The sequence below is a fragment of the Streptomyces sp. CA-179760 genome (assembly GCF_050937045.1).
GTDB lineage: Bacteria > Actinomycetota > Actinomycetes > Streptomycetales > Streptomycetaceae > Streptomyces.
The window spans coordinates 3,338,968-3,363,717 of the sequence record NZ_JBNJLZ010000001.1 but is presented as its reverse complement, the minus strand read 5'-3'; the positions used below and the strand labels follow the sequence as shown (position 1 = coordinate 3,363,717).

The 24,750-nt window shown below is 71.4% G+C and carries 22 protein-coding genes and 3 pseudogenes; 8 read left to right on the top strand and 17 right to left on the bottom strand.

Going from position 1 to position 24,750, the window contains the following annotated elements:
- Positions 1 to 17: 17 nt before the first annotated feature.
- From ACQEV8_RS15060 to ACQEV8_RS15045, 4 genes are read left to right on the top strand one after another with little or no spacing between them, the layout of a single operon-like run.
- Positions 18 to 1,025: a TauD/TfdA family dioxygenase gene (locus tag ACQEV8_RS15060; protein WP_432960370.1), complete on the top strand. Its 1,008-nt coding sequence runs from the start codon at positions 18 to 20 to the stop codon at positions 1,023 to 1,025.
- A 29-nt stretch (positions 1,026 to 1,054) separates the two neighbouring features.
- On the top strand, positions 1,055 to 2,104 hold the full coding sequence (gene sbnB / locus ACQEV8_RS15055; RefSeq protein WP_432972703.1) for a 2,3-diaminopropionate biosynthesis protein SbnB: 1,050 nt from the start codon (positions 1,055 to 1,057) through the stop codon (positions 2,102 to 2,104).
- Positions 2,105 to 2,147: 43 nt separating this feature from the next.
- Positions 2,148 to 3,131: a 2,3-diaminopropionate biosynthesis protein SbnA gene (gene sbnA, locus ACQEV8_RS15050; protein WP_432960368.1), complete on the top strand. Its 984-nt coding sequence runs from the start codon at positions 2,148 to 2,150 to the stop codon at positions 3,129 to 3,131.
- A 12-nt stretch (positions 3,132 to 3,143) separates the two neighbouring features.
- Positions 3,144 to 3,839 carry a 4'-phosphopantetheinyl transferase family protein gene (locus ACQEV8_RS15045; RefSeq protein WP_432960366.1) on the top strand — a complete coding sequence of 232 codons (696 nt, stop codon included), beginning with the start codon at positions 3,144 to 3,146 and terminating at the stop codon, positions 3,837 to 3,839.
- A 2-nt stretch (positions 3,840 to 3,841) separates the two neighbouring features.
- Here the strand turns inward: ACQEV8_RS15045 and ACQEV8_RS15040 are convergent, their stop codons facing one another.
- The 4 genes from ACQEV8_RS15040 to pepN all read right to left on the bottom strand — a co-directional run bounded on the left by ACQEV8_RS15040 (position 3,842) and on the right by pepN (position 9,203).
- Entirely contained in the window at positions 3,842 to 4,585 is a 744-nt protein-coding gene (locus tag ACQEV8_RS15040; RefSeq protein ID WP_432960364.1) for an anti-sigma factor, read from the bottom strand.
- On the bottom strand, positions 4,582 to 5,193 hold the full coding sequence (gene sigK / locus ACQEV8_RS15035; protein ID WP_432960362.1) for an ECF RNA polymerase sigma factor SigK: 612 nt from the start codon (positions 5,191 to 5,193) through the stop codon (positions 4,582 to 4,584). The genes ACQEV8_RS15040 and sigK overlap by 4 nt, the downstream gene beginning before the upstream one ends.
- 183 nt (positions 5,194 to 5,376) lie before the next feature.
- Positions 5,377 to 6,417 carry a hypothetical protein gene (locus ACQEV8_RS15030; protein ID WP_432960359.1) on the bottom strand — a complete coding sequence of 347 codons (1,041 nt, stop codon included), beginning with the start codon at positions 6,415 to 6,417 and terminating at the stop codon, positions 5,377 to 5,379.
- Positions 6,418 to 6,626: 209 nt separating this feature from the next.
- A complete protein-coding gene (gene pepN / locus ACQEV8_RS15025) occupies positions 6,627 to 9,203 on the bottom strand; it encodes an aminopeptidase N (RefSeq protein ID WP_432960357.1) in 2,577 nt (858 codons plus the stop codon).
- A 137-nt stretch (positions 9,204 to 9,340) separates the two neighbouring features.
- On the opposite strand from pepN, the gene ACQEV8_RS15020 reads away from it, so the two are divergent.
- Positions 9,341 to 9,979, top strand: coding sequence for a mycothiol-dependent nitroreductase Rv2466c family protein (locus ACQEV8_RS15020; RefSeq protein WP_432960354.1), 639 nt, complete (start codon positions 9,341 to 9,343; stop codon positions 9,977 to 9,979).
- Between the two features lie 3 nt (positions 9,980 to 9,982).
- On the opposite strand, the gene ACQEV8_RS15015 is transcribed toward ACQEV8_RS15020, so the two are convergent.
- From ACQEV8_RS15015 to ACQEV8_RS14960, 12 genes and pseudogenes are all read right to left on the bottom strand, one after another.
- The gene (locus ACQEV8_RS15015) at positions 9,983 to 10,210 is read right to left on the bottom strand and encodes a hypothetical protein (protein ID WP_432960352.1); all 228 of its coding nucleotides are present in this window, start codon (positions 10,208 to 10,210) and stop codon (positions 9,983 to 9,985) included.
- Positions 10,210 to 11,241, bottom strand: coding sequence for a glycerophosphodiester phosphodiesterase family protein (locus ACQEV8_RS15010; RefSeq protein WP_432960349.1), 1,032 nt, complete (start codon positions 11,239 to 11,241; stop codon positions 10,210 to 10,212). The genes ACQEV8_RS15015 and ACQEV8_RS15010 overlap by 1 nt, the downstream gene beginning before the upstream one ends.
- Positions 11,242 to 11,270: 29 nt before the next feature.
- Positions 11,271 to 12,694, bottom strand: a pseudogene (locus tag ACQEV8_RS15005) (FGGY family carbohydrate kinase).
- A 19-nt stretch (positions 12,695 to 12,713) separates the two neighbouring features.
- Positions 12,714 to 13,745, bottom strand: a complete 1,032-nt coding sequence (locus tag ACQEV8_RS15000; protein WP_432960347.1) for a 2-hydroxyacid dehydrogenase — start codon at positions 13,743 to 13,745, stop codon at positions 12,714 to 12,716.
- Complete coding sequence (locus ACQEV8_RS14995) at positions 13,742 to 14,845, bottom strand: ABC transporter ATP-binding protein (RefSeq protein ID WP_432960345.1); 1,104 nt, start codon at positions 14,843 to 14,845, stop codon at positions 13,742 to 13,744. The genes ACQEV8_RS15000 and ACQEV8_RS14995 overlap by 4 nt, the downstream gene beginning before the upstream one ends.
- Complete coding sequence (locus ACQEV8_RS14990) at positions 14,814 to 15,647, bottom strand: DeoR/GlpR family DNA-binding transcription regulator (RefSeq protein ID WP_432960343.1); 834 nt, start codon at positions 15,645 to 15,647, stop codon at positions 14,814 to 14,816. The genes ACQEV8_RS14995 and ACQEV8_RS14990 overlap by 32 nt, the downstream gene beginning before the upstream one ends.
- 10 nt (positions 15,648 to 15,657) lie before the next feature.
- Positions 15,658 to 16,500 (bottom strand): ABC transporter ATP-binding protein, encoded by an 843-nt coding sequence (locus ACQEV8_RS14985; protein WP_432960341.1) that lies wholly within the window; start codon positions 16,498 to 16,500, stop codon positions 15,658 to 15,660.
- Positions 16,500 to 16,730: pseudogene (locus ACQEV8_RS14980) on the bottom strand (ATP-binding cassette domain-containing protein); the annotation flags it as partial. The gene ACQEV8_RS14985 and the pseudogene ACQEV8_RS14980, both read right to left, overlap by 1 nt.
- Complete coding sequence (locus ACQEV8_RS14975) at positions 16,727 to 17,551, bottom strand: carbohydrate ABC transporter permease (RefSeq protein ID WP_382826790.1); 825 nt, start codon at positions 17,549 to 17,551, stop codon at positions 16,727 to 16,729. The gene ACQEV8_RS14975 and the pseudogene ACQEV8_RS14980, both read right to left, overlap by 4 nt.
- Positions 17,548 to 18,426, bottom strand: a complete 879-nt coding sequence (locus tag ACQEV8_RS14970; protein ID WP_432960338.1) for a carbohydrate ABC transporter permease — start codon at positions 18,424 to 18,426, stop codon at positions 17,548 to 17,550. The genes ACQEV8_RS14975 and ACQEV8_RS14970 overlap by 4 nt, the downstream gene beginning before the upstream one ends.
- A gap of 8 nt (positions 18,427 to 18,434) precedes the next feature.
- The gene (locus tag ACQEV8_RS14965; protein WP_432960336.1) at positions 18,435 to 18,779 is read right to left on the bottom strand and encodes a hypothetical protein; all 345 of its coding nucleotides are present in this window, start codon (positions 18,777 to 18,779) and stop codon (positions 18,435 to 18,437) included.
- Positions 18,776 to 19,855, bottom strand: coding sequence for an ABC transporter substrate-binding protein (locus ACQEV8_RS14960; RefSeq protein WP_432960334.1), 1,080 nt, complete (start codon positions 19,853 to 19,855; stop codon positions 18,776 to 18,778). The genes ACQEV8_RS14965 and ACQEV8_RS14960 overlap by 4 nt, the downstream gene beginning before the upstream one ends.
- A 148-nt stretch (positions 19,856 to 20,003) precedes the next feature.
- Between ACQEV8_RS14960 and ACQEV8_RS14955 the strand changes: the two are divergent.
- The 3 genes and pseudogenes from ACQEV8_RS14955 (at position 20,004) to ACQEV8_RS14945 (ending at position 22,884) form a co-directional block, all read left to right on the top strand.
- Positions 20,004 to 21,472: pseudogene (locus tag ACQEV8_RS14955) on the top strand (FGGY-family carbohydrate kinase).
- Positions 21,469 to 22,095: a histidine phosphatase family protein gene (locus tag ACQEV8_RS14950; RefSeq protein WP_432960332.1), complete on the top strand. Its 627-nt coding sequence runs from the start codon at positions 21,469 to 21,471 to the stop codon at positions 22,093 to 22,095. The pseudogene ACQEV8_RS14955 and the gene ACQEV8_RS14950 overlap by 4 nt, the downstream one beginning before the upstream one ends.
- Positions 22,096 to 22,107: 12 nt before the next feature.
- The gene (locus tag ACQEV8_RS14945) at positions 22,108 to 22,884 is read left to right on the top strand and encodes an SAM-dependent methyltransferase (protein WP_432960330.1); all 777 of its coding nucleotides are present in this window, start codon (positions 22,108 to 22,110) and stop codon (positions 22,882 to 22,884) included.
- A 341-nt stretch (positions 22,885 to 23,225) separates the two neighbouring features.
- Here ACQEV8_RS14945 and ACQEV8_RS14940 read toward each other — a convergent pair whose 3' ends face one another.
- Positions 23,226 to 24,605: an amino acid permease gene (locus ACQEV8_RS14940; protein ID WP_432960328.1), complete on the bottom strand. Its 1,380-nt coding sequence runs from the start codon at positions 24,603 to 24,605 to the stop codon at positions 23,226 to 23,228.
- Positions 24,606 to 24,750 lie beyond the last annotated feature (145 nt).

Genomic DNA, 24,750 nt, shown 5'->3' with positions numbered 1-24,750 from the left:
CGAGAGGAGAGAGCGACATGCTGTCGGCACTCTTCCGCAAGAACAGGGCCACCACGACAGAGACGACAACAGAGACGACCGGGGGCCCGGACGGTCTTCCGGTTCTCGACGCGGAAGACATCCCGGACGCCCGGGGCGCGCTGCGCGAACTCGTCGCCGAACACGGGGCGGTCACCGTCCGGGGCCTCGGACTGCGCACCCCGGCCGACGTCGAGTCGGTCCTCCGCCGGGTGGCCGAGCGCCCCATGACGGAGCGGGAGGCGTTCGCCGCCCGCGACCGCCACGCGGACGGCGTCTACTCGTCGTCGGCCTGGCCGCCCACCCAGCCCATGTGCATGCACCATGAGCTCAGCTACGCCCTCGAGTGTCCCGGCCTGCTGCTGTTCGCGTGCCTGGAGCCGCCCGTCGAAGGCGGTGCCACCGCGGTGGCCGACGCGACGGCCGTGCTGCGGGCGCTGCCCGCCGACCTCGTCGACCGCTTCGCCCGCGAGGGCTGGCTGCTCACCAGGGCCTACAACGAGGGGATCGGCGCGACACTCGGTCAGTCCTTCGGCACCGACGACCGCGGCGCGGTCGAGGCCTACTGCCGTGCCCACGCGATCGACTGGGCCTGGCAGCCGGACGGTTCGCTGCGGACCTGGCAGCACCGGCCCGCCGTCGTACGGCACCCGGCCTCCGGCCGGAGCTGCTGGTTCAACCAGATCGCGTTCCTGAACGAGTGGACGATGGCCCCCGAGGTCAGGGAGTTCCTGACCGACGAGTACGGCCCCGACGGCCTGCCCTTCAACACCCGTTACGGCAACGGCGATCCGGTGCCCCCGGACGTCGTCGAGCGGATCAACAAGACCTACGAGGCCCACACCGTACGCCGGCCCTGGCAGCGCGGGGACCTGATGCTCGTGGACAACATCCGCACCGCGCACAGCCGGGAGGCCTACCAGGGGCCGCGGGACATCGTGGTGGCGATGGCCGACCCCGTGCGTCCCGGCCTCCCAGGACCGCAGCCGGGGAGGGAAGCGGCATGACCACCGCGCACACCGTCCCGCAGACCGCCATGACGCGAACATCGGACGCGGACACCCCGGTGGTGCCGCCCTTCGCCGTCATCCCCGGAAGCCAGGTCAAGGAGGTGCTCCAGGGCCGGGAGAAGACCGTGGTGGAGGTCGTCGAGGCGACGTACCGACTGCACGGCGCCGGCCGTACGGTCAATCCGCCGTCCTCCTTCCTGCGCTTCCCCGACCGGCCGACGGCTCGGATCATCGCCCTGCCCGCCTCCCTCGGCGGCGAGGGCCGGGCGGACGGGCTGAAATGGATCTCCAGCTTCCCCGCCAACGTCGCCTCGGGCATTCCCCGGGCATCCGCCGTCCTCATCCTCAACGACCCCGTCACGGGCTACCCCTTCGTCTGTATGGAGAGCTCGATCATCAGCGCCGCCAGGACCGCGGCGTCCGCCGCGTCGGCCGCCGACCGGCTCAGCAGGGGACGGCCCCGCCCGGCCCGGCTGGGGTTCGTCGGGGCGGGGCTGATCGCCCGTTACATCCACACCTATCTGGAGGGCACCGGCTGGTCCTTCGACGCCATCGGCGTGCACGACCTGTCCGCAGACAGCGCCGCCGGCTTCCGCACCTACCTGGAGCAGTCCGGGGCCGTCGGGCGCGTCACCGTGCACGGCAGCGCCGAGGAACTGATCCGCCTCAGCGACCTGATCGTCTTCGCCACGGTCGCCGACCGGCCGCACATCACCGAGCCGTCGTGGTTCCGCCACAACCCGGTGGTGCTGCACGTGTCGCTGCGCGACCTCGCACCCGAGGTGCTGCTCGGCGCCGTCAACGTCGTCGACGACATCGACCACTGCCTGCGGGCCGCCACCTCACCGCACCTCACCGAACGCCTCACCGGCAACCGCGACTTCCTGCTCGGCACGCTCGACGACGTGATGGCCGGCCGGGTGACGGTCCCAGCCTGCCGTCCGGTGGTCTTCTCACCGTTCGGCCTGGGCGTGCTGGACCTCGCGGTCGGCGCTTACGTCTACGACGAAGTGGCCCGCTCCGGAGAGCTGCGGGTCATCGACCACTTCTTTCACGAACTGAGCCGGCACGGCTGAGGGCGGAACCCGTCCTCCGTCCGCCCCGTACGAGGAGAACATCGTGCCTGTCATATCCGTACCCCACGCCTTCAACGAGGAGGACCTGTACGTCGACCTCGAGCCGATGACGGGACACCGGCTCTTCCTCAAGTGCGAGGGCTTCAACTTCGCCGGCTCCATCAAGATGAAGGCCGCGACCGAGATGGTGGAGTCCGCCGAGCGCGGCGGCACCCTCAGGCGGGACTCCATCCTGGTCGAGTCCTCCTCCGGCAACCTCGGCGTGGCACTGAGCATGATCGCCGCGAGCAAGGGCTACCGCTTCGTCTGTGTGACGGACTCCCGGTGCAACCTCGCCACCCGGCTGATGATGGAGGCCCTGGGCAGCCAGGTCCACGTCGTCTCCGACGAGCGTGCCACGGGTGGTCTGCTGGGCGCGCGGCTGGCGCACGTGCGTGCTCTGTGCGCGGCCGACGACCGCTATGTGTGGCTGAGTCAGTACACCAACCCCGACAACTGGAAGGCGCACTACTTCCGGACGGCCCCGGCCATCGCCCGCTGGTTCCCACTCCTGGACGTCCTGTTCATCGGCGTCGGCACGACCGGCACCCTGATGGGCTGCGCCCGCTGGTTCCGCTCCTGGCACCGGCCGGTGCGGATCGTGGCGGTGGACAGCGTCGGTTCCGCCATCTTCGGCGACCCGCCCGGACGGCGGATGATCCCCGGCCTCGGCATGAGCGTCCGGCCTCCGCTGCTCGACGAGAGCTACGTCGACGAGGCGGTGCGTGTCGAGGAGGCCGACGCCATCCGCACCTGCCGGTCCATGGCGAGGCAGGGCTTCCTCTTCGGCGGGTCGACCGGCACGGTCGTCAGCGGGGCGACGAACTGGCTCGCGCGGCACGGAACCCCGGGCCTCACGCCCGTCGCGATCGCCCCGGACCTCGGTGAGCGCTACCTGGACACGATCTACCAGAGCAACTGGGTGCAGGCCCTGTACGGCGCCGACACCGTCGCGGACCCCCGCGCTGTTCGAGCGCCCTCCGACTGACAGAGGACGGCCATGCGTCCCGAGCGGCTGACAACCGCCGTCTGGGCCCGGCCTCCGGAGCCGCCCCGCCCCGGCCGGCCCCGAGTGTGGCTGGCCCGGGTGGAAGACCTCCTCGGCGTCGTGGCCCCGCTCGCCGGGACGCTGCTGGACAGCGGGGAGCGGGCACGGGCCGCGGCACTGCGCCGGGCGGTGGACCGGGACGGCTACCGGGTCGCCCATGTGTGCCTGCGCCTGCTCCTCGGCGCCTACCTCGAAGTCGAGCCGTCGAAGGTGACGTTCGTACGGCGGCCCTGCCCGGTGTGCCGGGGCCCGCACGGGCGTCCCGACGTTCCCGGCGTGCCCCTGTGCTTCTCCCTCTCCCGTACCGCCGGACTCTGCCTTCTCGCGTTCGCGGACACGACGGTCGGCGCGGACATCGAGCGGCTGCCCGACCCGGACGCCGTCGCCGCCCTCACGGCGACGCTGCACCCCCGGGAGGCCGACGAACTCGCCGCGTGTCCCCCTGAGGGGCGCCCGGCCGCCTTCGCCCGGGTGTGGACCCGCAAGGAGGCGTATCTGAAAGGACTCGGCACCGGACTCGGACGCGATCCGGGCCTCGATCACCTCGGCGCGTGCGCGCGCGGTCCGCGCCGGATGCCGGGCTGGACGGTCGACGACGTGGCGGTGGGAGCGGAGGCGGCGGCCGCCTTCGCGGTGGCCGAGCGGTGACCTCACGCGGGGACGGAGATGACGCCGACGGGGCGGGTGGTGGGCTGCCGGGAGCCGCCGGCCGGTTCCACCGTGAGACATACGGCAGTGGCCCCGCCGAGGTGCCCTTCCAGGACTTCCGCGTGACCCCCATCCGCGGTGGACAGCAGTCCGGCGGGCCGGAACTGCCCCGATTCGGCGTACCAGAGCTGGTAGACCCGGTCGTCGGTGAGCGGCGGCAGCCCCGACGCGAACACCGCGGACCGGTTCTCCGCCCGGGAGGCGACCACGCTCGCGGTCCCGCCGTCCGCGAGCTTCTTGGCGCTGATCGTGGCGTCGGGGGCGGTCAGGACGTCGGCGAGCCGCCGGTACTCGGAGCTCTCCTCGGCGGACTGCTCACGCGCGGAGTCGGCCTCCGAGCTCTGCCACCAGGCGATGCCTCCGAGGGCCGCGGCCGCCGCCAGGGACGCCGCCAGCGCCAGCCGGAGAGCCCGTTGCCGGCGGCGTCGGCGCCGGGACTCCGCCGCGACGGACCGGTCCTGAGGTACGGCCGCGATCCGCTCCAGCACCCGGCGGCGCAGGTCCGCCGAGGGCGTGCCCGTCTCGGCCGCTCCCATCCCGACGGCCGCCCCGGACAACTGATCGACCTCCGCACGGCACGGGGCGCAACCGGCCAGGTGCTCCTCGAAGGCGGCCCTCTCATCGGCCGGCAGCGCGTGCAGGACGTACGCGCCGACAGCGAGGTGGGGGTCGTCGGTGAGGTTCACGAGCCGGCCTCCATGCAGTCGTGCAGGCGCCGCAGCCCCTGACGCATCCGCGACTTGACGGTGCCGGCCGGCATCGAGAGCGCCTCGGCGACCTCCGCGTACGTCAGCCCCTCGTAGTAGGCCAGCACCAGGGGCAGCCTCAGCTCGCGGGTCAGCTGCGTCAGGCAGCGGAAGACCACCCGCCGCTCCTCCCGCGTCTCGACCTCCTCGGCGACGGAGTCGAAGGACCGCTCCTGCTCCCGGACGGCGGCGCGCAGCTCGCGGGCGCGGCCGGCGGCGACGGACCGGACCCGGTCCACCGCGCGCCGGTGCGCGAGGGTGAGCACCCAGTTCCGGGCGGCCCCGCGCGCCGGCTGGAACCGGTCGGCGGTCCGCCAGACCTCCACCATCACGTCCTGGGTCACCTCCTCCGCCTGGGCCTTGTCCCTGACCACGCGGGTGGCCAGTCCCAGCACCGTGTGAGCCAGGGCGTCGTACAGTTCGGCAAAGGCCCCTTCGTCGCCGTCGGCGGCGCGGACGAGCAGCCGGTCCAGGCCGGGGTCGTCCTTGGCCTCCGCTCTTCCCCGTTGTGTGTCACCTTCCCTCTGGGCTCCGGCTCGTCGGTCCATCGCGCCTCCTCGGCTCAGCTCGACACTGGCCCTCTTCCACGCAGAGCGCATCCGGTCCAAAGCCGTCCGTCTGACAGATTCACCTGTCTGCCGCAGCAGAGGGCCGGCGTCTCACGCGCGGCTAGGCGGCGCGTTTCCCCACTGCTGGTTCGTAGCCGCCGGCCCGGCAGATCAAGATCAGTGCTACCGGGGCAGCACCACGACATACGCGGCCGGTTCGCGGTCGGCCGCCGCCATCAGGGCCGTGCGGACCACCGTCGCCTGCTGCTCCACCGAGTCACGGAGCTTTCTGGGCGTGATGTGGACGACGGTGATGCCGAGCCGCTCCAGGTGCTCGCGCTTGCGGGCGTACTCCGACCACTGCGCCTCGTCGTTCTGCCGGGGCGCCCGGGTGTCCAGCTCCAGGGCCACCGCCTGGTCCGGCCAGTAGGCGTCCAGACCGCCGAGGTAGGGGCCGCCCGGCAGCCGCAGGTCCACGTTCCACACCGGGTCGGGCAGGCCGTGCTCGCGCACCATCCGGTACAGGCGGTCCTCCGCGATCGCCCGTCCCTCGGCCAGCAGGGAATCCACCGCGTCCACCACGTGCGGGCGGCTCAGCAGCCGGGCCTGGTTCAGCTCCCGCACCACCGCGGCCGGCTCGCAGTACGCGCCCCGCACCGCCTCCGTCATCAGCCTCCGCACGATCACGGCGTCCGCGAGGCCCGCCACCGCGTCGGCCAGCGCACGGGCGACGGGCGCGACCGGCAGCCCGGTGACCTGCTCGGGGGCGGGCAGCGAGACACCTCGGACGATGCGCGCGCAGCCCGTCGAGCGCAGTCGGCGCAGCCGCGGGACCAGGACGTCGATCGTGTCCAGGGACGGCAGCGGGGGAGTGGAGGAGAACCCGTGCAGCGTCAGCGCGGCCAGGCCCGTGATCATCGCCTCGGGCGGGGCGGGAGCGCCGGAGCCGTCCGCGCCGGGCTGGGCGGGAACACCCGTCCCGCGCTCCCGTGCCGCGTACATCAGCACCGCGTGCAGCCGCTCCTCGCTGGTCGGCGGGCCCGCGTGGAGCAGGACGACGCCGGGGAGGAGCTGCTGCCAGGGGCCGCCGGGGATGCACTGCTCGGTCACCTGGGCCGTCGGGACACCGTGTGCGCGGAGCCGCGCGACCGTCATCACCCGGAGCCGGCCGCGGCCGGTCAGGTCGTGCAGGGGGCGGGGGGAGAGCGGGGTGTTGTGCGTCATGACGGGCAATTTCCCGCGTCGGACCCGGCTTTTAACCCCTGTTACAGGCCCGTCGACACATACGGACAATCCGGCACTAAAGGACGGATGTTCGGATGCCGAAACGCCCTGGTCCGTTCGGGTGCGGACCAGGGTTACGGCTGTGATTGCCTGTATTCCGTAACGGTGACGAAACCCCAGATCTCAGGCCAAAGGTGTCAGGGCCCTGTCTACCCGGCCGCCGTGTCGCACGCCTGCCCCCGCAGCGCTCGCGCCAGATCGTCCCGGGCCTCCAGGACCAGCCGGCGCAGCGCCGGGGCCGCCTCCCGGTGGGACTCCAGCCAGGCGTACGTGGCGTCGAGGGTCTCCGGGGACTGCTGGAGCGACGGGAACAGGCCCTGCACCACGTGCATGCCGATCTGGATCGACCGCTCGGCCCACACCCGCTCGATCGCCGCGAAGTACTTCGCCGCGTACGGGGCGAGCAGATCCCGCTGCGAGCCCTGCTCGAAGCCGGAGATGGTCGCCTCGACCATGGCGTTGGACAGCGCGTCCGACTCCACGACCTGCGCCCACGCCTGCGCCTTGACCGCCTCCGAAGGGCGGGCGGCCAGACAGCGCACCTGGTGACGCTTGCCGGAGGCGGTGTCGTCCCGGGCCAGCTCCTCGGCCAGCACCTTCTCGTCCACGACCCCGTGCGCGGCCAGCGGCTCCAGGAAACCCCACCGCAGCTCCTGGTCCAGGTCGAGGCCCTCGATCGTCACCGTGCCCGTCAACAGGTCCCGCAGCAGCTCGAAGTCGGCGTCGGCGGCGGCCGCCCGGGCGAAGAACCGCGCCCACGCGAGCTGCTGCTCGCTGCCCGGCCCGGCCGCGTACAGCTCGCGCCGCGCGCCCTCGGAGAGCAGCCGCTCGCCCGTCTCCCGCCAGGCGGGCGCCGCGTAGTGCGTGAGGGCCGACTCGGCCCACGCGTGCAGCATCTGGAGCACGCCGATCTCGGACTCGCGCCCCGCGAACCGCAGCACCAGGTCCACGAAGTCCCGCGCCGGGAGCAGCGCGTCCCGCGTCATGTTCCACAGCGCCGACCAGCACAGGGCGCGCGCCAGCGGATCGGTCACCGAACCCAGGTGCTCGCGCAGCGTCGCCAGCGACGTCGTATCGAAGCGGATCTTGCAGTACGTGAGGTCGTCGTCGTTGACCAGCACCAGGTCGGGGGCGTCGGCGCCGGCCAGGTCCGCCACCACCGTCCGCGCGCCGTCGACGTCGGTCTCGGTGCGCGCGTACCGCTCCAGGATGCCGCCGTCCGTCACCCGGTACAGACCCACCGCGACTCGGTGCGGCCGCAGCGCGGGGTGCGACTCGGCGGCCTCCTGTACGACCGCCAGCTCCTCGACGCGGCCCTGAGGGCTCAACAGCACCTGCGGAGTCAGCGAGTTGACCCCGGCCGTCTGGAGCCAGGACCGCGCCCACGCGCTCATGTCCCGGCCGCTGGTCTCCTCCAGCACCGACAGCAGATCGCCCAGGCGCGTGTTGCCGTACGCGTTCCGCTTGAAGTAGCGCCGGGCGCCCTCCAGGAACGCCTCCTGCCCGACGTACGCCACGAGCTGCTTCAGCACCGAGGCGCCCTTGGCGTACGTGATGCCGTCGAAGTTCAGCTTGGCGTCCTGCAGATCGCGGATGTCCGCCGTGACCGGGTGTGTGGAGGGCAGCTGGTCGGCGCGGTAGGCCCACGCCTTGCGGCGGTTGGCGAAGGTGACCCAGCCGTTGACGAAACGGGTCGCGCCGACGAGCGAGAACGCGCCCATGAAGTCGGCGAAGGACTCCTTCAGCCACAGGTCGTCCCACCACTCCATGGTGACCAGGTCGCCGAACCACATGTGCGCCATCTCGTGCAGGACGACATTGGCCCGGCCCTCGTAGGACGCCTGCGTCACCTTCCCGCGGAAGATGAACTCCTCCCGGAACGTCACCAGACCCGGGTTCTCCATCGCGCCCAGGTTGTACTCGGGCACGAACGCCTGGTCGTACTTCCCGAACGGGTACGGGTAGTCGAAGTGGTCGTGGAAGAAGTCCAGGCCCTGCTTGGTGACCAGGAAGACGTCGTCGGAGTCGAAGTGGGGCGCGAGGCCCTTGCGGCACAGCGCGCCGAGGGGGATCTCCAGCGTCGTACCGTCCGCGAACGTACGGGAGTAGCTGTCCGTCACATAGTGGTACGGGCCCGCCACCACACACGTGATGTACGTCGAGATCGGCTTGGTCTCGGCGAACCGCCAGACCTCGTCGCCGAGTTCGCCGACGCCGTTGCTCCACACCGTCCAGCCCTCCGGCGCCCGCACCTCGAAGCGGAACGGGGCCTTGAGGTCGGGCTGCTCGAAGTTCGCGAAGACCCGGCGGGAGTCGGCCGGCTCGTACTGCGTGTACAGGTACACCTCGCCGTCCTGGGGGTCGACGAAGCGGTGCAGGCCCTCGCCGGTGCGGGAATAGGCGCACTGGGCGTCCACGACCAGCTCGTTGTCGGCGGCCAGGTCCTCCAGGGTGATCCGGGAGCCGTCGAAGACCTCACCGGGGTCCAGATCACGGCCGTTGAGTGAGACGGCCGTCACACTCGGCGCGATCAGGTCGGCGAAGCTGCTCGCCCCGGGCTCGTTGCAGCGGAAGCGCAGGGTGGTCACCGAGCGGAAGGTGCGGGGCCCGGCGCCGTCGTCCTCACCGACGGCGGACCGCAGGTCGAGGGACACCTCGTACCCGTCGACGCTCAGCAGGGCGGCCCGCTCCCGGGCCTCGTCGCGGGACAGATTCTCACCGGGCACGGTCGGCACTCCTCGTATGTCGTGGGGTACGGCTGAACAGCACCGATCCTGCCACGTGCCCCTGACGCCGGGGGCCGGGAATGACCGGAGCGAGCACGGGCGTTCCCGGAGGAAACGGTTTCCTCCTGAGGAGAGACATGTCGGACAAGACCCCCGTCGACTTCTGGTTCGACCCGCTGTGCCCCTGGGCATGGATGACCTCCCGCTGGGTGCTGGAGGTGGAGAAGGTCAGGGACATCGAGGTGCGCTGGCACGTCATGAGCCTCGCCGTCCTCAACGAGGACAAGCTCGACGACCTGCCCGCGGAGTACCGCGAGCTGCTGGAGACCAAGGCGTGGGGTCCCGTCCGGGTCGTCATAGCCGCCCAGCAGGAGCACGGCGCCGGGGTGCTCGGCGACTTCTACACCGCGCTCGGCACCCGCATCCACAACCAGGGCGGGGGCCCCGGCAAGGAGATCGTCGCCGCCGCCCTGGAGGACGCCGGCCTGCCCGCGTCCCTCATCGAGCACTGGGACTCCACGCCCTACGAGGCCGAGCTGCGCGCCTCCCACAAGGAGGGCATCGAGAAGGTCGGCCAGGAGGTCGGCACCCCGGTCATCGCCGTGCCCGGCTCCGACGGCGAGCAGATCGCCTTCTTCGGCCCGGTCGTCACCCCCACGCCGCTGGGTGACGAGGCCGGCCGCCTCTGGGACGGCACCCTCGCGGTGGCCTCGGTCCCCGGCTTCTACGAGATCAAGCGCACGCGCACCAAGGGTCCGGACTTCTCCAACCTGTAGGGCTCACTCGGCGGGGACGGCCTGGATCTTGAGTTCCTCCGGGAGCAGGCCGTCCTCGCCGCGATTGAGGTAGCGCTGGTACCACCGGCAGCCGACAGCGGTGCAGCGCCAGTAGTCGTCCACGAAGTGACCGTCCCCCTTCTTCGCCCGGACGGCCGCCCGCTCGGCAGGGTTGAACATCCGGAACTCCTGCATCGTGCCGCAGGTCCGGCACGCCCGGCTCACCGTCATCAGCCCCTCCTCGCCATCACCGCCAGGTCCGGGAAGTCGGTCACGACCGCGTCGACCCCCATGCGGTAGTACAGCGCGTATTCGGCGAACGCGTCCCCGAAATCGTTCGCTCCGCTCCCGCGCCGGAACTCCGCCGGCAGGAACTGGTTCTCCGCGCGGAAGGTGTACGGGCCCACGCGCAGCCCCGCCGCATGGGCGTCCGCCAGGAGAGACGTGCCGACGAGCGACGACTTGTCCGGCCCGATCCAGTCCGCGTACTCCGCGATCTCCGCCAGGCCCGCCGGCGTCATCATCTCCTTGTAGGTTCTCCCGGGCAGGTCGTACGGACCGCCCGTCGTCCCCAGCGCCTGCCACAGCGGCACACCCAGGCCCGTCATGCGCTTGAGGCTCGTCGGTTCGAAGGACTGCACGACGCACTCGCGCCGCCCGAGCCGGTGGCGGCGGATCGCGGCCGCCAGCTTCGGCTCCAACGGCAGCCCGATGGACCGGAAGTACGTCGGGTGCTTGGTCTCCGGGAAGACGGCGATGGTCCGGCCGTGGGTCCGCGACAGCCGCCGCGCCAGCTCCACGACCTCCTGGAAGGTCATCACCTCCTCACGGCCGTCGAAGACCGTGTTGCGGTTGCGGACCTGCGGCAGCCGTTCCACCGCCCGCAGCGTCTTCAGCTCGGCGAGGGTGAGGTCCTCCGTGAACCATCCCGTCACGGCACGGCCGTCGACCGTCTTCGTCGTACGGCGGTCCGCGAACTCGGGGCGGCCCGCCACGTCGGTCGTCTGGGAGATCTCGTTCTCGTGCCGGACGACGAGCACATGGTCCTTCGTCGGCACCAGGTCCGGTTCGATCCAGTCCGCGCCCGCCCGCACGGCGTACGTGTACGAGGCGGCCGTGTGCTCGGGGCGCCAGCCGGCCGCTCCCCGGTGACCGATGACCACCGGGCGCCGCCCCTCGGCAGGGGCCGCTTGCGCGGGTACGGCCGCGACCGCCGGCGTGGCGGCGGCCGCGAGCAGGAGAGATCGGCGTCTCAGATGCATTCAAGTCCCTCTCGTCCTAAGGGTGTTGTTCAGTTCCTTGCGCGGGTCCGTGCCTCGGCGAGCCGGTCCAGATGCTCCTCGTAACCCCGCGTGTAGAACGTGGCCCGCCCCGGATCCGGCTCGACGACCTCCGTCGGCCGCGTCCACACCTCCGCCTCCAGCGGCACCCCGTACCGCTCGGCGGCCGCCAGGACCGCGCCCCGCGCGCCCACCTCGCCCTCGACGACCCGCAGCGGACGCCCGAGCACATCGGCGAGCAGCCGCATCCAGGCGGGGCTGCGGGTGCCGCCGCCGCAGACGGCCAGGCTCCCGTCGAGGCCCGCCGCCTGAAGGCAGTGCCGGGCCGCGTATCCGATGCCCTCGCAGGTCGCGCGGACCAGATCCCCCGGGTCGACTCCAGGGAGACACCGAGGAGTTCGGCGCGCAGCCGCGGCTCCACGAAGGGGGCGCGTTCACCGGAGGGCGCGAAGTACGGCAGCACCCGGACGCCGTTCGCGCCCGGCGGGGTCTCGGCCAGCAGGCCGTCCACCTCGTCGTGCCGCACCCCCGTCGTCGACAGCACCCAGTCCAGCGCCGCCGTGCCGACCATCGCGGGCATGGCGCGCAGCCAGTGACCGGGCCGGTCCGTGGAGATGTACAGGCCCGCCGGCTCGCCGCTCAGGTCCAGTTCGGTCGTGGCGACCAGACTGGCCAGACAGGTCCCGACGATCAGCAGACCGTCGCCCGGGGACGTCACCCCGGCGCCCAGCGCGCAGGCCGGCAGATCGTAGGGGCCGTTCGCGATCCGGGTCCCGGACGGCAGGCCCTCGCCGAGCGCCTCGGCCGTCGCCACCGGGTCGCTCACCGGGGCGAGCAGACCCCGGCGGTGGGTCAGCCCCAGCAGCTCGACCACCCGGTTGTCGTACGTGCGGGTCCGAGGGTCCAGGAAGGGCATCGAGGCGTCCGAGACATCCGTCGTCGGACCGGCCCCCGTCAGCCGCTGGAACACCATGTCCTTGCAGTACAGGGCGGCCTTCGCGGCATCCAGCGCCTTCGGTTCGTTGCCGTCCAGCCAGGCCAGCAGCGGCCCCGGGCACCCGGGGAACATCGCGCTCCCGGTCCGCCGGAACACCGACTCGAACGTGCCGTCCGCCAGCCACCTGTCGACCAGTTCGTGCGCCCGGCCGTCCATCCAGGAGGCCGCAGGGCGCACCGGCCGCCCCTCGCCGTCGACCAGCCACACCCCGTCGCCCTGCCCGGTGAGCCCGGCCAGCTCGACCGGTTCCGCCACGGCGGAGGTCAGCGCGCCGAGCACCTCGACGACCGCCCCGTACACCTCCTCCATGTCCTGCTCGACGACCCCGCCCCGCAGCGTCAGCCCCACCGGCCGTGACTCCACGGCCAGTTGACGCCCTGCCGAGTCGAAGGCCGCCGCCTTGACCATGGACGTGCCCACATCGATACCGACGTACATGCGGCTCTCCTCCCGGTCCTCAGGTCAGGCAGTGCGCGAGCGGCTCCCCGCGCACCCAGCGGCCCACCTCTTCGGCGGCGATCCGCGCGGCCTTCTCCGCCACCGCGCGCGACGCCCCGCCCAGATGCGGGGTCAGCACGACCCGGTCGCCCAGCCCCAGCAACCGGGACTGAGCCGGCAGGGGCTCCCGTTCGTAGGTGTCGAGCGCCGCCGCAGACAGCCGCCCGCTCTCCAGCGCGTCGCACAGCGCGCCCTCGTCCAGCAGCGGGCCCCGGGCCACGTTCACCACCACCGCGCCGGGCGGCAGCAGCCCCAGCTCCCGGGCGCCGATCAGCCCCCGGGTCTCCGGGGTGAGCCGGGCGTGCAGGGTGATCACCTGGGAGTCGCGCAGCAGGCCGTCGAGGGAGTTCACGCGCAGTCCGTGGATCTCCCCGTGCACATACGGGTCGTACACCATCACCCGCGCCCCGAACGCGCACAGCACCCGCGCGACCCGGCTCCCGACGGCCCCGTATCCGACCAGCCCGACGGGCAGGTCCTCCAGCTCCAGACCGCTCCGCTCGTAGGTGTAGTACGTCGCGCCCTCCCAGCTGCCCTGCCGGGCCAGCGGGTCATGGGCCTGCGGGATGCGGCGCAGGGCGGCCAGCATCATCCCCACGGTGAACTCGGCGGTGGCGGCGGCGTTGCGGCCCGGCGCGAAGCACACCCGCACGTCCCGGTTCTTGGCCGCGTCCAGATTGACGTTGACCGGCCCACCCCGGCACACCACGACCAGCCTCAGATCCGGGCAGGCGGCGAGCACCCGCTCGGTGACCGGACCCATCTGCGTGACCAGGACCTGAGCCCCGGCCAGCGCCTCGATCAGTTCGTCCTCGGCGTCACTGGCCTCGTGCACCTCGGCGACCGGCCCGAACGGCTCCAGCGGCCAGCCGAGTCTCACTTCCTTGACGTCCGCTCGCTCCACCTCGTGCTCCACCGCCCGCGTGATCAGCGACGGCAGAACGAAGTGGTCACCGGCGGCCACGACCCGCACGTTCTCTTCGGAGGTCATCGCAGTGCGTCTCCCGTCTCGGCGTCGAAGACATGGGTGTGCTGGGGATCGGCGGCGACCCGGACCCGCTCGTCGTGGGCGAGCCGTACCTCGGGGTCGGTGAGGACGACCAGATGCCGTTCGACGCCCTCGAGGGCGAGGGTCGCGAGGCCCGACTCCAGGAGCGGTTCGTGCGCGACGACTCGGGCGGGCAGGCCGCCTTCGGCGGTGAGCGAGACGTCCTCGGGGCGGATCCCGACGACCACCTCCCGGCCTTCCGCCACGGAAACGGGCTCGGGCAGCGCGATGCGCACCGAGCCGGAGAGACGGGCGTGCCCGTCCCCGGTGGCGATGCCGGGCAGCAGGGTGATCGCGGGCTCGCCGACGAAGTCCGCGACGAACACGTTGGCCGGGCTGTCGTAGATCTCGTAGGGCGTGCCGAGCTGCTGGATCACGCCGTCCTTCATCACGGCGATCCGGTCGGCGAGCGAGAGGGCCTCCTCCTGGTCGTGGGTGACCAGGATCGTGGTGTGGCCCAGGTCCTTCTGGATGCGCTTGAGTTCACGGCGGGTGGTGTCGCGCTGGGCCGCGTCCAGATGGGACAGCGGCTCGTCGAGGAGCAGCACGTCCGGTTCGCGGATCAGGGCCCGGGCCAGGGAGACCCGCTGCTTCTGGCCGCTGGACAGCCCGGCCGGGCGGGCACCGAGGAGGTCGGTCAGGCCCACCCGCTCGGCGATCTCCTTCACCTTGCGGTCGACGTCCCCCCTGGAACCGCGGGCGGCCTTCTTGCGCGCCTTGAGCCCGAACGCCAGGTTCTCCGCGACCGACAGCGGCGGATACAGCGCGTAGTTCTCGAACGCGACCCCGATGTTCCGCTGCTGAGCGGGCCGTTCGACGACTGACGCCCCGCCGACCAGGATGTCCCCGCCGGTCACCGACTCAAGACCGGCGATCATCCGCAGGGTCGTCGACTTGCCGCACCCCGACGGCCCGAGCAGCCCGAGCAGTTCCCCGGAGCGGAGGTTCAGGTCGATCCCGCGAACGGCATCCACCGAGGGCCGCCCCCGCGACTGATACGTCTTACGGAGTTCACGTAGCTCCAGTCCCGTTCCGCTCGCCATGGCCGCCCTTCGTCGCGCAAACCTCGTAACGGACCTTGTGCTCGTCCAGATCCCGCAGTGCCTCCGGCGACGCCCCGTCGTCCACCAGGAGCGTGTCGAAGCGGGACAGGGGGACGACCCGGTGCAGGGCGACCCGGCCGAGCTTGGTGTGGTCGATCAGCAGGACGTTGCGTGCCGCCGCGTCGAGCATCGCCCGCTTCACGGACACGATGTGCTGCTCCTGGTGGTAGGCGTAACCCCCGTGCACGGCCGACGTCGACGCGAAGCACACGTCCACGCGCAGCTGCTCGACCGCCTCCACGCAGGACACCCCGAGGAAGGAGGAGTGCAGCGGGTCGTAGTCGCCGCCGAGCGCCATCAGGTGGATGCCCCGCTGGTCGGACAGGAGGTTGATCGCCTCCAGGAAGTTGGTGACGACCGTCAGCGGCGTGACCTCGCCCGTGCGCAGCCGCCTGGCTATCTCCAGCGTGGACGTGGAGTCGTCCAGCAGGATCGCCATGCCGGGCTCCACCATCCGCAGCGCGTGCTCGGCGACGGCGGCCTTCTCGGCCCGCATGGTCTTCAGCCGGTACTGCACGTTCGACTCGAAGACCCCCGACGGCTGCGCCGTCACCCCGCCCCGGGACTTCCGTACGATGCCCTGCCGTTCGAGCTCGTCGAGGTCGCGGTGGATGGTCATCAGGCTCACCTTGAATCGCTCGGCCAGCTCGGCCGCCGTCGCCGAGCCGTCGGCCAGCACCTGCTCGGCCATGGCGGCCTGCCGCGCCGCGGGCCCCTGCTGTCCACCACTGCTGCTGCTCATGACTGTGTCTCTATCCGTCGTCCCGGTCGCTCCGGCCGGTCGGCCTCGAACAGCAGCAGGTTCTCAGGCCGGACCGCGAGCCGTACGGGATCGTCCGCCCGAAGGCGTGCCGCGTCGGCCCGGGGGCCACGAGCGACACCCGCTGCTCCCCGGTGCCGAGCCGGACGGTGACCTCGACGGACCGCCCGAGCACCTCGGTGACGTACACGGACCCGGTGAGTTCGTGACCCTCGCCGCGCAGGGCGATGTCCCGGGGCCGCAGACCGACGAGGACGTCCGTGCCGGGCGAGGCCTGTGCCCGGACCGGCAGCTCCACCCCGCCGTCCGCCCGTACCCCGCTCTCCGTCACCACCGCGGGCAGCAGATTGATCCGGGGCCGCCCGAAGGCCCGCGCGACCTCCGTGTCGTACGGCTGGTACCAGATCTCCTCCCGGGTGCCCGTCTGCACGATCCGCCCCTGCCGGATGACCCCGATCCGGTCGCCGAGCGCCAGTGCCTCGACGGAGTCGTGTGTGACGTACAGCGTGGTGGTGTGCTGCACGGCCCCGATGGCCTTCAGCTCGGCCCGCATCTGCTGGCGCAGCTTCGCGTCCAGGTGGGACAGCGGCTCGTCGAGGAGGAAGGCCCGGGCCGGCCGTACCAGCACCCGCCCGAGAGCGACCCGCTGCCGCTGGCCGTTGGACAACTGGCCCACGGGCCGCTCCAGCAGGGCGGAGATGCCGAGCAGCTCGGCGACCGCGCCGATCCGCTGCCGTGCCTCATCGGCGGGCAGCCGGTGCCGGGGGAGCGCAGGGGCGAGGCCAGGTTGTCGTAGGCCGAGCGGTGCGGGTAGAGCGCGTAGCTCTCGAAGCACATGGCCACGCCCCGGTCGTACGGCTCCACGCCCCGCATGTCCTTGCCGTCGAGGACGACCGTGCCGGAGTCGGGCGGTTCGAGGCCGGCGATGGTCTTGAGGGTCGTCGTCTTGCCGGCCCCCGACGGGCCCAGCAGACAGAAGAACTCGCCTTCCCTGACCTCCAGTTCGAGCTCGTCGAGCGCGACGGTCTTCCCGTACGCCTTGCGTATCCCGCTCAGCCGGATCAAGACTTCACCGCCCCGAACGACAGGCCCCGCACCAGATACCGCTGGATCGTCAGCGCCAGCAGCAGCGGCGGTACGACGGACACCAGCGCGGCCGCGGCCGTCAGGTTGTACTTGGGCCGGTCCCCGCCCAGGAAGGACAGCGCGCCCACGGTCACCGTCTGGGCCTCGTTGGAGGTGAGGATCAGCGGGAAGACGAAGTTGTTCCAGGCGAAGATGAAGGCCAGCAGCGACACGGCCGCGATGCCCGGTTTGACCAGCGGCAGGGCGACGCGGAAGAACGCCTGTTTGCGGGTGTAGCCGTCCAGCAGCGCTGCCTGCTCCAGCTCCGGTGTCAGATCGGCGAAGTAGGACCGCATGATCCACACGATCAGCGGCAGTGTGACCAGTTGCAGCACCCACACCATGCCGACGTACGTGTCGAAGAGACCGAGCTTCTGGTAGAGCACGAACAGCGGGATGATCACGGTGAGTTCGGGTGCGAACCGGAACGACAGCAGTGTGAACATCAGGTTCTCGGAGCCCTTGAAGCGCCACCGCGCCGAGGCGTACGCCGCCGGCAGGCCGACCACCAGCGACAGCGCGACCGCCCCCACGGACACCACCAGGCTGTTGACGAAGAACCGCACGAACGGGATGCCCTCGCTGTCGCCGAGGACCGTCCGGTAGCCGTCGAGGGTGGGGGAGAAGGAGAAGTAGGTGGAGAAGAGCTGGTCGGTGGGTTTCAGGGAGAGGATCACCATCCAGGCGATCGGGAACAGCGCGAAGACGAAGTAGAGGATCAGGGCGGTGTCGCACAACCACCCCACCAGGCGTTTCCTCATGTGGTCACCTCCGCGGCCTTCCGCTGGATCTTCCCCAGGTGCTTCACCAGCACCATCGCGGCCAGATACACCACGGCCCACAGCACGATCGTGTAGCTGATCCCGAAGGAGTACCGCTGGAAACGGATGGCTTCGAGATACGCCCGGATCTGGAGCACCACCGTCGAGTCACCCGGTCCGCCCTCCGTCAGGGCGTAGATGATGTCGAAGACCTTCAGCGAGTCCATGAACCGGAAGATCACCGCGACCAGGACGTACGGCCACAGCATCGGCAGCGTCAGCCGCCGGAAGGTGTACCACCATCCCGCGCCGTCCACGGCCGCCGCCTCGAACGGGGAGGTGGGCAGCGACCGCAGACCGGCGAGGGCGAGGATCGCCACGAACGGGGTGTACACCCACACGTCCACGGCGATCGACGACAGCAGCGCGCCCGTCGGGGTGTCGGTCCACTGCACCCCGCCGAGACCGAAGGGCCTCAGCAGGTAGTTGACCACCCCGACCGACGGCTGGAGCATCAGCTTCCAGATGATCGCCGCGATCACCGGGGCGATCATCAGCGGCAGGATCAGGATCTTCTCCAGGACCCGGCCCAGCAGGGTCGAGCGGTGCAGCAGCAGGGCGACGGCCACCCCGAGCACGGTCTCGACGAAGGCCGCCCCGACCGCGTACAGCACCGTCACCCACGCCGAGTTCCAGAACGCCTCCTGCGTGAAGACGGTCGAGTAGTTCTCGAACCGCACCATGTCCGGCTGCGGTTTGCTCGCCGAGAAGTCGAACAGCGTGTAGTACAGCCCGAGCCCGAATGGATAGAGGATTCCGCAGGTCAGTAGCAGGGCGGGCACGATCAGGAGGTACGGCCGCAGGGCCAGGCGCATGCGACCCCTCACCCCACCTTGTCGGCGAGGTCGTCCGCCAGCCCGTCCAGGACGGACTTCGCGCCCTGGCCCCCGTAGATCTCCTGGAGGGCCGCCGCCCAGCTGGTCGTCGCGTCGAAGAACTGCGCCTGCGGAGTGAACTGGATCTTCGTCTGGTCGACGACGGTCTCGAAGGTCTCCAGGAAGCCCGGCAGATGCCGCATCTTGTCCTTGTACGCGGCGTCGTCGGCGACCGACTTGCGCACCGGGTCGATGTGGTTGTGCGTGATCGCGCTCTTGCGCAGGTGCTCCTTGCCGGTCGCCCACTGCAGGAACAGCCAACTGGCGCTCTTCTTCTTGCTCTTGGCGTTCATGCCGAGCGACCAGATCCACATGTTGGTGGCCAGCGACCCGTCCGGCCCCTTCGGCCCGGGTGGAAGGCGATCTTCCCGGAGGCGGGGCTGGCGCCCTTCACCGCCTGGAAGTAGGCGGCCGTGTCGGCGTCGAACAGCATCCCGGCCTTCTTCGCGCCCAGGTCGCTGGAGCACTGGTACCACGTGTACGAAGTCCAGGACGGCGGCCCGCCCCGCTTGACCATCCGCGCCCAGTCCTCGGTGAAGGCGACGGCCTCGGGGCTGTTCATGGCGGGGGTGAGCTTCCCGCCGTCGACCGTGAAGTCCTTCAGCCCGTTGCGGGCGTACATCGTCATGAAGCCGGGGTGGATGGTGGCCCAGCTCCGGGACCCGCGTACGGCGATCCCGTACATGCCGTCGTAGCCCGCGCCCGGCGCCTTGCGCTTGATGGTCGCGGCGAGTTCGGTCAGCTCGTCGAAGGACTCGGCGGGCTTCACTCCGAGCTTCCTGAACACCTCGGTGTTGTAGGCGACGACGTTCGTCTCCCAGCCCCACGGCAGCGCGTACTGCCCGCCCTGGCCGAGCGGCGCGCCCGCCTTCAGCGACCACTGGTCGGCCTGGAGCAGGTTCGGGAAGAAGTCCCCCTGGTCCCACTCGGCTCCGGTCGCCGAGGAGTTGCGCATCCAGGGACCGAGGTCCTCCAGCCAGTTCGGCGGGCCGTACTGCCACACCATGTACGCGCCGAGCATGAACACGTCGTAGGAGGCACGTCCGCTGGACAGGTCCACGGTGAGCTTGTCGAAGTAGTTGTCCTCGGGGAAGACGTCGTACTCGACCTTGATGCCGGTCTTCTCGGTGAAGGACTTCAGGTCGGCGATCAGGGCGTCCGTGTACGGGTGCTTGTTGAGGAGCGCCTTGACGGTGGTGCCCTTCTCGCGCTTCCAGTCGAAGGAACCGGTGATGTCGTCCGCGGCGGACCCGTCGCTCTTGCTGTCGTTCCCGCCGAAACCGGAGCCGCAGGCCGTGAGCAGCGGGGCCGCCGCTGCCCCGGCGGCGAGTGCGAGGAAGCGCCGGCGGTCGTGCGCGTGCGTGTCCATCCGTACCTCCACGTGGAGCCTGGTTAACACGTCGAGTCGACTCGTTAACAGAGGGTGGAACGGCTGAAGTTGGGCGTCAATCCCTCGCGCACGGGAAAATCTCAGGGCAGAGTGTGAAGTTCACGGATTCATATGTGCGGGAGGCCGTATGACGGACGAGCATGAGGCCTGGCTGGGGATCGACCTGGGCACGCAGAGCGTCCGCGTGCTGCTCGTCACCGCCGACGGCACGGTCCTCGGCAGCGGCTCGGCCCCCTGGCCGGGCGGCGGGACGGGGTGCGGCACGAGCAGGACCCGGAGCACTGGTGGCAGGCGCTGTGCGCGGCGTCCCGGGCGGCACTCGGCTCCGCCCCGCCGGACCTGCCGGTCGGCGGACTCGCGGTGTGCGGCACATCCGGCACGGTCCTGCTCACGGACGGCTCTGGCCGGTCGGTGAGCCCCGCGCTGATGTACGACGACGGACGCGCGGCGGCGGAGGCGTCCCGGGCCCGGGACGCGGGGCTCGCGGTGCAGGACACCTGGGCGCTGCCGAAGGCGCTGTGGCTGGTGGGGGAGTACGGCCCCGGCCTGCGCCTCGCCCACCAGCCCGACCTGATCGTCACCCGCCTCACCGGCGAACCGCCCCCGGCCGACTCCAGCCACGCCCTCAAGACGGGCTACGACCTCCACCGGGAGGCCTGGCCGGAGGCCGCTCTGGCCCAACTGGGGATCCCAGGCCGTCTGTTGCCCGACGTCGTACGCCCCGGCACCCGCCTCGGCGAGGTCGGCGCGCAGGCCGCCGACGCCACCGGCATTCCCGCCGGCACCCCGGTGCTCGCCGGCATGACCGACGGCTGCGCGGCCCAGATCGCCTCGGGAGCGCTGCGGCCCGGCTCCTGGAACTCGGTCCTCGGCACCACGCTCGTGCTCAAGGGAGCCTCCCGGGACCCGGTCCGGGACCCCACCGGCGTGGTCTACAACCACCGCGCCCCCGACGGCACCTGGCTGCCCGGCGGGGCGTCGAGCGTGGGCGCCGGGGCACTCGCGGCACACTTCCCGGGGGCCGACCCGGCGGCCATGGACGAACGGGCGGCGGCCTTCGAACCGTCCCGTGCGATCGCCTACCCGCTGGTGTCGACGGGGGAGCGGTTCCCCTTCCGGGCGCCCAGGGCCACCGGGTTCGTCCTCGGCGAGCCCGCGGACGACGCCGAGCTGTGGGCCGCGCTGCTCCAGGGCGTGGGCTTCGCCGAACGCCTCTGCCTGGACTACCTCCACCACCTCGGCGCCCCCCTCGACGGCCCGCTCACCTTCACCGGCGGCGGCGCCCGCAGCCCCTACTGGAACCAGCTCCGCACCGACATCCTCGGCCGCCCGGCCCGCGTCCCGGAGCAGACGGAACCCGCCCTGGGAATGGCGGCGCTGGCCGCGTACGGGGTGTCGGGAGCCGGAACCCTCGCCGACGTCGCCGAACGCATGGTCCGCGTCCGTACGGTGCTCGAACCCCGCGCCGAGCGCACGGCCAGCTTCTCGGAGCCGTACGCTCACCTCGTCGACGCACTGGAGGAACGCGGCTGGCTGCCCGCCCCCGTCGCCGCACACACCCGTACCCGCCCGCACCTCCACCCCGGAAAGCCATGACCACCACGACTCTTCTGCTGGCCCGGCACGGGCAGACCGTCTGGCACGCCGAGAACCGGTACGCAGGTGTCAGTGACATCGACCTCACCGACACCGGCCGCGCCCAGGCCGAGGCCCTCGGCCGGTGGGCCGCCGCCCACCCCGTCGACGCGATCTGGACGTCCCCGCTGTCCCGTGCGGTCGCCACCGCCGAGCCTGCCTGCCGCGCCCTGGGCCTCACCCCGGAGGTCGAACCGGCCCTGCGTGAATGCGACTTCGGCGTGGTCGAGGGCCGTACGCTCGCCGAGTTCGAGGCGGAGGACCCGGAGTGGGTCGCGGCCTACCGTGCCGACCCGGTGGCCCACTCCTTCCCCGGCGCCGAGGATCCGCTGGCGGCAGCGGCCCGGGCGACCCGTGCCCTGCGGGACATCGCCGCCGCCCACCCCGGCGGGCGTGTCCTGGTCGTCGCCCACAACACCCTGCTGCGGCTGGTGCTGTGCACGCTGCTGTCCGTCCCGCCCCGGGAGTACCGCAGAGTGCTCCCGCGGTTGCGGAACGCGGCGCTCAGCGAACTGCGGATGAACTCCGACGGTTCCGCCGCACTCCTCTCACTCAATGTGCCCTGCGAGGCTGATGTGCCGTAGCACTATGGGCACATGACGCAGATCGACACCTCGGTGCCGCACTCGGCCCGGATCTGGAACTACTGGCTGGGCGGCAAGGACAACTACCCGGTGGACGAGGCGGCCGGTGACGCCTACACCGCCGTGTTCCCCGGCATCGTCACCATCGCCCGCGGCAGCCGCGCCTTCCTCGGCCGCACCATCCGCCACCTCGTCCAGGAGGCGGGCGTACGGCAGTTCCTCGACGTCGGCACCGGCCTGCCGACCGTCGACAACACCCACGAGGTCGCCCAGCGCCTGGCCCCCGAGTCGCGTGTCGTCTACGTCGACAACGACCCCCTGGTCCTCGCGCACGCCCGCGCCCTGCTCACCTCCACGCCCGAGGGCGCGACGGCGTACGAGCCCATCGACCTCTACGAGCCGGAGGCCATCGTCGAGGCCGCCGGCAAGACACTCGACCTCACCCGCCCCACCGCTCTCATTCTCAGCGGCATCCTGGGCCACGTGGCCGACTACGACGAGGCCCGCGACCTCGTCCGCCGCCTCCTGGCCCCGCTGCCCTCCGGCAGCTTCCTCTCCCTCAACGAGGGCTCCCGCGGCACCGACCCGGCGTACGAGCAGGCCCAGGACGCCTACAACGAGACCGGCGCGGTCCCCTACTTCCTGCGGCCGGCCGAGCGGATCGAGGCCTTCTTCGAGGGCCTGGAGCTGGTGGAACCGGGCGTGGTCTCGGTACCGCTGTGGCACCCCGAGCCGGGCGCGTCCACCGAACCGATCGGCCAGCACGGCGGCCTGGGCCGCAAGCCGTAGCCCCACACGGTCCCGCACGGGAAACCCCCGCGAGTCACGTCCTCGCGGGGGCTTCCTTCAATCCGCCTGCCAGGTGAAGGGTGAGAAGACGATCACGAGGCAGGACGCTTCACACGACCTCAGGGAGCCGGCGGCAGCACGTCCGCGCGGGCCTTGGCGGCCTGGCCTGCATTGCCCTGGTGGTCGTAGACCTGCTCCACGATCAGTCCTCCGGCGCCCTTATTGCAAGATGGTTGCAACTGCACGCTAGCAGCAAGACGGCGGCTGTGGGTGCCCAGGGCACAGAAAAGGCCCCCGCTCGTGTCGCGGGGGCCTTCACCAAGGGAATCCTGCTGCCTGGGCTACCGCCTGGGGCGCGCCTTCTGCCACGCGTACCCGACTGCCGCCAGCACCAGCGTCATCGCACCCGTCGAGTACAACTGCACCCGTGTGTCCGGTTCCCGGGCCATCAGGACGAAGACCGCGGCCATGCCGGCCAGCGCGACCCACGTCAGCCACGGGAACGCCCACATCCGTACGACCAGCTTCTCCGGCGTCTCACGCTCCAGGCGGCGGCGCAGCCGCAGCTGCGAGACGGCGATGAAGATCCAGACGACCAGGATGACCGCGCCGATCATGTTCAGCAGCCAGGCGAAGACGTCGTCGGGTCGCCAGTAGCTCAGCAGCACGCACAGGAACCCGAAGACGGAGGACGCCAGTACGGCGATCCGCGGCACCCCGCCCGAGACCCTGCCCAGCACCTTCGGGCCCTGGCCGCGCTCCACCAGGGAGTAGCCGATGCGCGAGGCGCCGTAGACGTTGGCGTTCATGGCGGAGAGCAGGGCCACCAGCACGACCACGTTCATCAGCTGCCCGGCGCCGGGGATGCCCAGCTGGTCCAGGGCGGCGACGTAGGGGCCGTTCTCGACGACCTCCTTGGAGTCCCACGGCACCAGGGTGACGATGACGGCCATCGAGCCGACGTAGAACAGCGCGATGCGCCACATCGCCGTACGCACCGCGCTCGCCACGCCCTTGACGGGATTCTCCGACTCGGCCGCCGCGATGGTGACCGTCTCCAGGCCGCCGTAGGCGAAGACCGAGGCGAGCAGGCCGATGACCAGGCCCTCACCGCCGTTCGGCATGAAGTCGGTGAGGTGGCTCGCGCCCGGCGAGTCCGTGCCGGGCAGGACACCGGCGATCGCCAGGACGCCCAGCACCAGGAACAAGGTGATCGCGCCGACCTTCAGCGCGGCGAACCAGAACTCGAACTCGCCGAAGTTCTTCACGGCCGCGAGGTTCGTGCCGCAGAAGACCACCATGAACAGCGCGACCCACGCCCACTCCGGAGTGCCGGGCAGCCAGCCGCTGACGATCTTCGCGGCCCCGATGCCCTCCAGGCCGACGGCCGTACAGAGGAGCACCCAGAACGCCCACCCGACGGTGAACCCGGCCCAGGGGCCGAACGCCCGCTCCGCGTGCGCCGAGAACGAACCCGACGAGGGATGAGCGGCCGACATCTCGCCGAGCATCCGCATCACCAGCATCACGAGGAGACCGGAGAGGGCGTAGGCGACCACGATCGACGGACCGGCCGCGGCGATGCCCGCACCGGAGCCGACGAACAGACCGGCGCCGATCACCCCGCCGAGGGCGATCATCGACAGATGGCGCTGCTTCAGGCCATGGGAGAGGGAGGCGTCGTCCGTGCTGGGCGGCGTCCCGGTGGTGGTGCTGGGCATGGGCGCGGCTCGTCCAATGCGTGAGAGGCGTGAGAGGGCAAAAACGCCGCCAGTCTGTGCGGTCCTCGCGCCCGGGAGGGAGAGTTGTCCAGCATGCGGACGCCTGGAACGCGTGCCGTGAGGCCCCGGGAACGGAGTGTGGACG